The sequence below is a fragment of the Mesorhizobium sp. M4A.F.Ca.ET.020.02.1.1 genome, assembly GCF_004022645.1.
In the GTDB taxonomy this organism is placed as follows: domain Bacteria; phylum Pseudomonadota; class Alphaproteobacteria; order Rhizobiales; family Rhizobiaceae; genus Mesorhizobium.
Genome location: NZ_RZOI01000337.1, coordinates 1 through 6,344, shown reverse-complemented (window position 1 = coordinate 6,344; position 6,344 = coordinate 1). Strand labels below are relative to the sequence as shown.

The 6,344-nt window shown below is 66.4% G+C and carries 7 protein-coding genes and 1 pseudogene; 6 read left to right on the top strand and 2 right to left on the bottom strand.

Translation table 11 applies throughout. The features are described from left to right. Positions 1 to 113: 113 nt before the first annotated feature. The 3 genes from EN742_RS20255 to EN742_RS20245 all read left to right on the top strand — a co-directional run bounded on the left by EN742_RS20255 (position 114) and on the right by EN742_RS20245 (position 1,993). Entirely contained in the window at positions 114 to 869 is a 756-nt protein-coding gene (locus EN742_RS20255) for an SDR family NAD(P)-dependent oxidoreductase (RefSeq protein WP_127405840.1), read from the top strand. 125 nt (positions 870 to 994) lie between these two features. Beyond that, a complete protein-coding gene (locus EN742_RS20250; protein WP_127405841.1) occupies positions 995 to 1,636 on the top strand; it encodes a hypothetical protein in 642 nt (213 codons plus the stop codon). 135 nt (positions 1,637 to 1,771) lie between these two features. Continuing rightward, a complete protein-coding gene (locus tag EN742_RS20245) occupies positions 1,772 to 1,993 on the top strand; it encodes a hypothetical protein (protein ID WP_126055664.1) in 222 nt (73 codons plus the stop codon). Positions 1,994 to 1,995: 2 nt separating this feature from the next. Here the strand turns inward: EN742_RS20245 and EN742_RS20240 are convergent, their stop codons facing one another. Beyond that, a complete protein-coding gene (locus EN742_RS20240) occupies positions 1,996 to 2,502 on the bottom strand; it encodes an OsmC family protein (RefSeq protein WP_127405842.1) in 507 nt (168 codons plus the stop codon). Between the two features lie 255 nt (positions 2,503 to 2,757). Here EN742_RS20240 and EN742_RS20235 point away from each other — a divergent pair, with 255 nt between their 5' ends. After that, the gene (locus EN742_RS20235) at positions 2,758 to 4,263 is read left to right on the top strand and encodes a peptidase S10 (protein WP_128333198.1); all 1,506 of its coding nucleotides are present in this window, start codon (positions 2,758 to 2,760) and stop codon (positions 4,261 to 4,263) included. Positions 4,264 to 4,349: 86 nt separating this feature from the next. On the opposite strand, the gene EN742_RS20230 is transcribed toward EN742_RS20235, so the two are convergent. Then, entirely contained in the window at positions 4,350 to 4,769 is a 420-nt protein-coding gene (locus EN742_RS20230; RefSeq protein WP_127405844.1) for a nuclear transport factor 2 family protein, read from the bottom strand. 340 nt (positions 4,770 to 5,109) lie between these two features. Between EN742_RS20230 and EN742_RS20225 the strand changes: the two are divergent. Both EN742_RS20225 and EN742_RS20220 read left to right on the top strand, forming a co-directional pair. Beyond that, positions 5,110 to 5,307, top strand: a pseudogene (locus tag EN742_RS20225) (EamA/RhaT family transporter); the annotation flags it as partial. 70 nt (positions 5,308 to 5,377) lie between these two features. Continuing rightward, positions 5,378 to 6,298, top strand: coding sequence for a DMT family transporter (locus EN742_RS20220; RefSeq protein WP_245455534.1), 921 nt, complete (start codon positions 5,378 to 5,380; stop codon positions 6,296 to 6,298). The last annotated feature ends 46 nt before the right edge of the window (positions 6,299 to 6,344 follow it).

The window sequence follows — 6,344 nt, the reverse complement described above, 5'->3', positions numbered from 1 at the left end:
CCGGCCAATACCCGACCCGCCTGCTCGACTTCGAAGGCCACGACAATGTGCGCACTCTGTCGCTGCTGGCGACGAGCGGCGCATAGGCCGGATCACCTCACGGAAGCTCTCGCATGACCCTCGACCTCTCCGGCCGCCTGGCGGTCGTCACCGGCGCCTCGCGCGGCATCGGCTATTTCATGGCCAAGGAATTGGCCGCCGCCGGCGCGCATGTGATCGCGGTGGCCCGCACCGTCGGCGGGCTCGAGGAGCTCGACGACCAGATCAAGGCCGAGCATGACAGGACCGGCAAGGGCGAGGCCACGCTGGTGCCGCTCGACCTTGCCGACATGGCCGGCATCGACCGGCTCGGCGGCGCCATCCACGAGCGCTGGGGCAAACTCGACATACTGGTGGCCAATGCCGCCGTGCTCGGTGTCATCTCGCCGATCGGCCATGTCGAGGCCAAGACCTTCGAAAAGGTGATTACGATCAACGTCACCTCGACCTGGCGGCTGATCCGCTCGGTCGATCCGCTGCTCCGCCTCTCCGATGCCGGCCGCGCCATCATCATGTCCTCCAACGCGGCGCATTCGGCGCGCGCCTTCTGGGCGCCCTACGCAGCTTCCAAGGCGGCGGTCGAGACGATGATGCGCTCCTGGGCGCACGAGACGCAGAGCCTGCCGCTGCGGGTCAACGCCGCCGACCCCGGCGCCACCCGCACCGCCATGCGCGCGCAGGCCGTCCCCGGCGAGGATCCGGAGACGCTGCCGCATCCGTCCGAGATCGCCAGGCGCATCCTGCCGCTGGCAAGTCCGGAGCTGAAGGAAACCGGACTGATCTTCCAGGCCAAGCACGACCGCTTCGTCGCCTACCGGCAACCGGAATAGAGCTTCGGCGCTTATCTGCTTGTCGTTTCCCAAACCGCTGCATTTTTGGGGGACCGGCGTCAGGGATTAAATGCGCCTCCGGCTACGTTCTTCGAATGTAGAACATTCGAAACCGGAGGACCGCCATGCGCAAACTCATTCTTGTTGCCGCCACCGCGACTGCCGCCGCCCTTGCCGTCACGGCGGGCGCCGCCCTTTCGCAAGACGCGAAGATGAGCTTCTTCGTCACCAGTGTCGGTTCCGGCAAGGGCGCCGATCTCGGCGGGCTGAAGGGCGCCGACGCCCATTGCGCCTCTCTGGCCGAAGCCGCCGGCGTCAAGGGCAAGACCTGGCATGCCTATCTGTCGACCGGTGCCGAGGATGCGCGCGACCGCATCGGCAAGGGCCCCTGGTTCAACGCCAAGGGTGAGAAGATCGCCGACGATGTCGCCTCGCTGCACGGCGACGCCAACGCCATCTCCAAGCAGACGGCGCTCAACGAGAAGGGCGAGGTGGTCAACGGCCGCGGCGACAAGCCGAACCGGCATGACGTGCTGACCGGCTCGAAGCCCGACGGCACCAAGATCGCCGACCAGACCTGCGGCGACTGGACGATGAGCGGCGCCGACGGCGCAGCCATGATGGGCCACCACGACCGCACCGGGCTCGACGATTCGGCAGCGGCCAAGTCGTGGAATTCCTCGCATACCTCGCGTGGCGGCTGCAGCCAGGAGGCGCTGCAGGGCACTGGCGGCGACGGCCTGTTCTATTGCTTCGCCGTCGAATGACGCCTGAAGAGCGGGATTGACATCACGCGGCTGTGATGTCGCGCGCAAGCACCGCGCGCCGGGCGAGCTTTCACCGCTCGCCCGGAGTTGCTAGGATCGGCCGACTCTCCCACACCAGCACAGTGAGGAATTCCCATGGCTGCTCCCAGCGTAGCATTGGTCTGGTATCTGGTGATCGCCGGCCCGCAGGGCGGCATGGTGGTCCTGCCCAGCACCTTCGACACCCGCGAACAATGCACCAACGCCATCACCGAATACCAGAAGCAGCCGACCCCCCAGGGCTGGGCGGTGCAGTGCGTGCCGAGCGCCTCGCCCTTCACCGACGAAGGGGATGCCGAAGAGCCCTCGGCGCAGTAGCTTCAGCGTTTCACGCTGACTGTCAGCTCAGGCTTGTTGCTGATGGTCTGGAACACCACGCAATAGCGTTCGGTGAGCTTGAGCAGCGAATCGATGCGTTCCTGCGGCTCGTCGGTGTCGAGGTCGAAACTGAGCCGGATGGCGCGGAAGCCGACCGGCGCCTCCCTGGCAACCCCCAGCGTGCCGCGAAAATCGAGATCGCCCTCCGCCTGCACCGTGGCAGCGCCGAGCTTGAACTCCAGAGCCGTCGCCACCGCCTTCAGCGTCACGCCGGCGCAGGCCACCAGCGCCTCGAGCAGCATGTCGCCCGAGCAGAGCTCGAGCCCGGTCCCGCCGGTCGCGGGGTGCAGCCCGGCGATGGCCAGCGCCCTGCCCGTCTCCACCTTGCAAGCGATCGACTGGTCGTCGATCGAGCCCCTGGCGCGAAGCGTGATCAGAGCGCTCGAGGCGTCCTCGCGATAGGCTTCCTTCAGAGGCGCCTGCATGGCCTTGAGTGCGGTGGCGTCCATTTGCGCTCCTTTCGATACTTTGGTGGTTGATAGCACATTATTCCGGCTTGGGTTCCTCACCCCCTGAAATGGGGGGAGGTGGCTCGGCGAAGCCGAGACGGAAAGGGGAGCGCCCTACGAAGCCCCCTCTCCGTCCGCTTCGCGGCCACCTCTCCGCCGCCCTTGGCGAGGGCGAGGAACCCAAGTCTTGAGACGCCCCTTTGACTTCGACCCTCTCGACCATACCTATGCGGAAGTCGTTCCCGCGGAGGCATTATGCGGTTCAAGCTGAAACTCGTCCCCCTGCTGGCTCTTGCCGCCTTCGCCCAGCCGGTCCTTGCCGGGACCACCGAGCCGCCGGCGCCAGCGGGCGGCGTGCTGTCGCTCTTGCCGCAGCCGCAGACGACGAACCATTCGATCACCATCGCCGGACGCAAGCTCGACTATCAGGCCAAGGCCGGCACGCTGTCGCTGCTTTCCGGCAGGGGCGATGTCACGGCCGAGATTTTCTACGTCGCCTATACGCTGCCGCCGCCAGCGAATGCGGCGAAGGAACCCCACCGCCCGATCACCTTCGTCTTCAATGGCGGCCCCGGCGCGGCCTCCGCCTATCTGCATCTCGGCGCGCTCGGCCCGCGCATCATCGCCACCGGAGCCGACGGGGAATTCCTGCCCTCGCCGCAAAAACTGATCGACAATCCGGACAGCTGGCTCGACATGAGCGACCTCGTCTTCGTCGATCCGGTCGGCACCGGCTACAGCCGCGAGGCGCCCGGCCAGGACACGCACGATTTCTGGGGCGTCAATCAGGATGCCAGTTCGATCGGCGCCTTCATCCGGCTCTATCTGGCGCAGAACGGCCGCACTGCTTCGCCGCTCTTCCTCGCCGGCGAAAGCTATGGCGGCTTCCGCGCGGCTCTGCTGGCGAGGACGCTGCAGGAAGATGTCGGCATCAGCCCCAGCGGCATCGTGCTGATCTCGCCGGCGCTGGAATTCATGCTGGTGCAGCCAGACGAATTCGAGCCGCTGCACTGGGCGCTGGAACTGCCATCGCTGGCGGCGGTGCGCCTGCGCAGCGAAGGCGTCAGCGGCGATGCGTTGCGGGAAAAGCTCGCCGAGGTCGAACATTATGCCATGGGCGACTACCTGACCGCCTTGGCCGGCGGGCTGGAGCAAGGCGGACGGCTGGCGAGCCAGCGCGTGTCCGACATCACCGGCCTGCCGCTCGACCTCGTTAAGCGGAATTTCGCCCGCATCCCGACATCGCTGTTCGCAAGGGAATTCGCCCGCGCCAAACGCAAGGTGCTGAGCCCCTATGACGCTACAATCGGCACCGCCGACATCGCGCCCGAGAGCGCCCGCATCGCCGGTCCCGATCCGGTGCTCGACCGCAGCGTGCCGGCGCTCACCTCGGCCTTTGTCGGCTATATCAGCGACGAGCTCAATTTCCACACCGATATCAGCTACCGCCTGCTCAACGGCGACGTCACCCACAATTGGGACTACGGCACCTCGCGGCAAGGTTATGCCGGCGTGATGGACGATCTGCAGCGGGCCCGTTCGCTGAACCCAGCCCTCGGCGTCGTCATCGTCAACGGCTACACCGACCTCGTCACGCCCTATCTCGCCTCACGCTACCTGGTGAACCAGGTCCCACCGCTCGCCGATGCCAGGCCCATCCGCGTCGATGTCGTGGAGGGCGGGCACATGATGTATTTCAGGCCGGACGGCAGGCGCGCGCTGAAGGAGGCGGCGGCGGAGCTCTACCAGGCAACGCAATAGGGTCGTGTCCTGATCGGCGGAGCGCGAGGCATCATCGCGACAGGCCGGTTTAGCGGCGGAGCGTGCCCTTCAGGGCGGTCGTGAGGTCACGAACCGGTGCCAGCAGCTGGCGGACGGCGCCCGGAGAGGGCTTCGACCGCGTCTTCGATGCCGACAACCTGCCGCTCGACGTCCTCCAGATACAGTCGCCCGGCCGCAATCCGACCGTCGACGATCTCGAACAGCGTGACCCCGCGCAAGGGCTGCCCGTCGCGGCGAGTGCCGGACCAATGCCATTCCGTCCAGGTCGTGTCACCGTCCTGGACCGAGCGCGTGACCGTCGCGTGGAAGTCAGGGATGCCCGCGAACATGGCCTCCCAGTTGGCGCGCATCTGGTCGCGCCCGACAAAGGCTCTGCCCGGATGGGCCGGCTGTACGCTGCGGTAGTTCTCGTGGATGAGTGCGGTGACAGCGTCGAGCTGGTGCGCGTTCATCGCCCTCACCAGTCGATCGATCACATCAGTCATCGGAATTCCCGGACTTATGCAGCGCACGCATTGGCGCCCCCTCTCCTTAGTCCGCTGCCCGAGCGAGCCACGCCGATCAATCCGCAAGCCTCAAAATTACCTGATTGGGCTGTGGCCGTCCAGCATTGCAAGGCGCCGGACATGGGCTTGCGCGGCCCCGGCAGGTGGCATTTGTCCATGCGAGCTGCGGCCGCCAGCCTGTGCCCCAACGCAAGGCCGGAGCTGGCGTAGCGCCGCGCTGGCCATCGCCCGTATAGGCTGGTCCTGTTGGGCCAGGGGTTGGCTCAGTTCCAAGCAAGCGCTCAGTTCCAAGCAAGCAACGTCCGCAGGCCGGTGCCGCATGGCCGATGTCGCCATTCTCGAAAGCCGCGAAAGGGTGCTGGCCGCCATCCTCTTGACGGGCGGCGCCTATTTCCTGTTTTCGGCGCAGGACGCCGCGATCAAGCTGCTGGTCGCCGGCGTCAGCGTTTGGCAGATCATGTTCTTCCGGTCGATCACGATCCTCGCCGCCCGCGCGGCGACCGGCGGGCGGCGGCTGAGCATTTCCGCAAACGGCTTTAGGACAACAACTGACGGAACCATGTCAGCAGGGGGGCGTAGACTGGGGCATGACCGATTCCCTCGACATGACTGACACATTGCCCGATGGCGCGGCCAAGGCCGCCGCCCAACGCACCGTGGGCATCGCTCTGGTGTCGGCCTCCGCCGTCGTATTCGGCCTCACCGGCGTGCTGACAAAATCGATCCATGCCGATCCGCTGACCATCACCTGCTGGCGCGGTTTCGTCGGCTCGATTCTGATCGCGCTCTATGTGCTGTGGCGGCGCAGGCGCTCCGGCGGGCGCGAAAGCCTGCGGCTCGGCTGGCGCGGCTGGCTGCTGGCCATCGAGGGCGCCGCGGCCAGCATCGCCTTCATCGCGGCCTTCAAGTTCACCTATGTCGCCAATGTCGCGGTCATCTACGCGACCTCGCCCTTCATCGCCGCGTTATTCGCCTTCCTGCTGGTGCGCGAAAAGGTCCGGCTGCAGACGATGCTCGCCGCCGCGGTGTCGCTCTGCGGCGTCGGCGTCATGGTGTGGGCGGGCTTCGGCACCGGTCATCTTTTCGGTGATGGGCTGGCGCTGCTGATGACCACCGGCAGCGCACTCTACATGATCATGGTGCGCGCCTTCCGCGACACGCCGGTGGTGTGGGCGGGCGCGGTCTCGGCCTTCCTTCTGTTCGTTTTCGGCTGGTTCGTCACCGATCCGCTGGCGGTTTCTGCACGGGATGCGCTACTGCTTGCCGCCTTCGGCGGATCCTTCGCGCTGGCCTCGATTCTCTGGACGGAGGGTTCGCGGCTGATCCCGGCACCCGAATCCGGCCTGCTCGGCTCCGCCGAAGTGCCGTTCGCGATCCTGTTCGCCTTCCTGTTCCTGGGCGAGATCCCACCGGTAGCCAGTATCATCGGCGGCGCGATCGTGCTTTGCGCGGTGTTCGCCCATGCCGGGCGCGACTGGCTGGCGGCAAGGCGGTCCGCCGCCAACTGAAAAATATTTTGCCGGTCATGGAACCATCATCCGACTGAGGCATTGT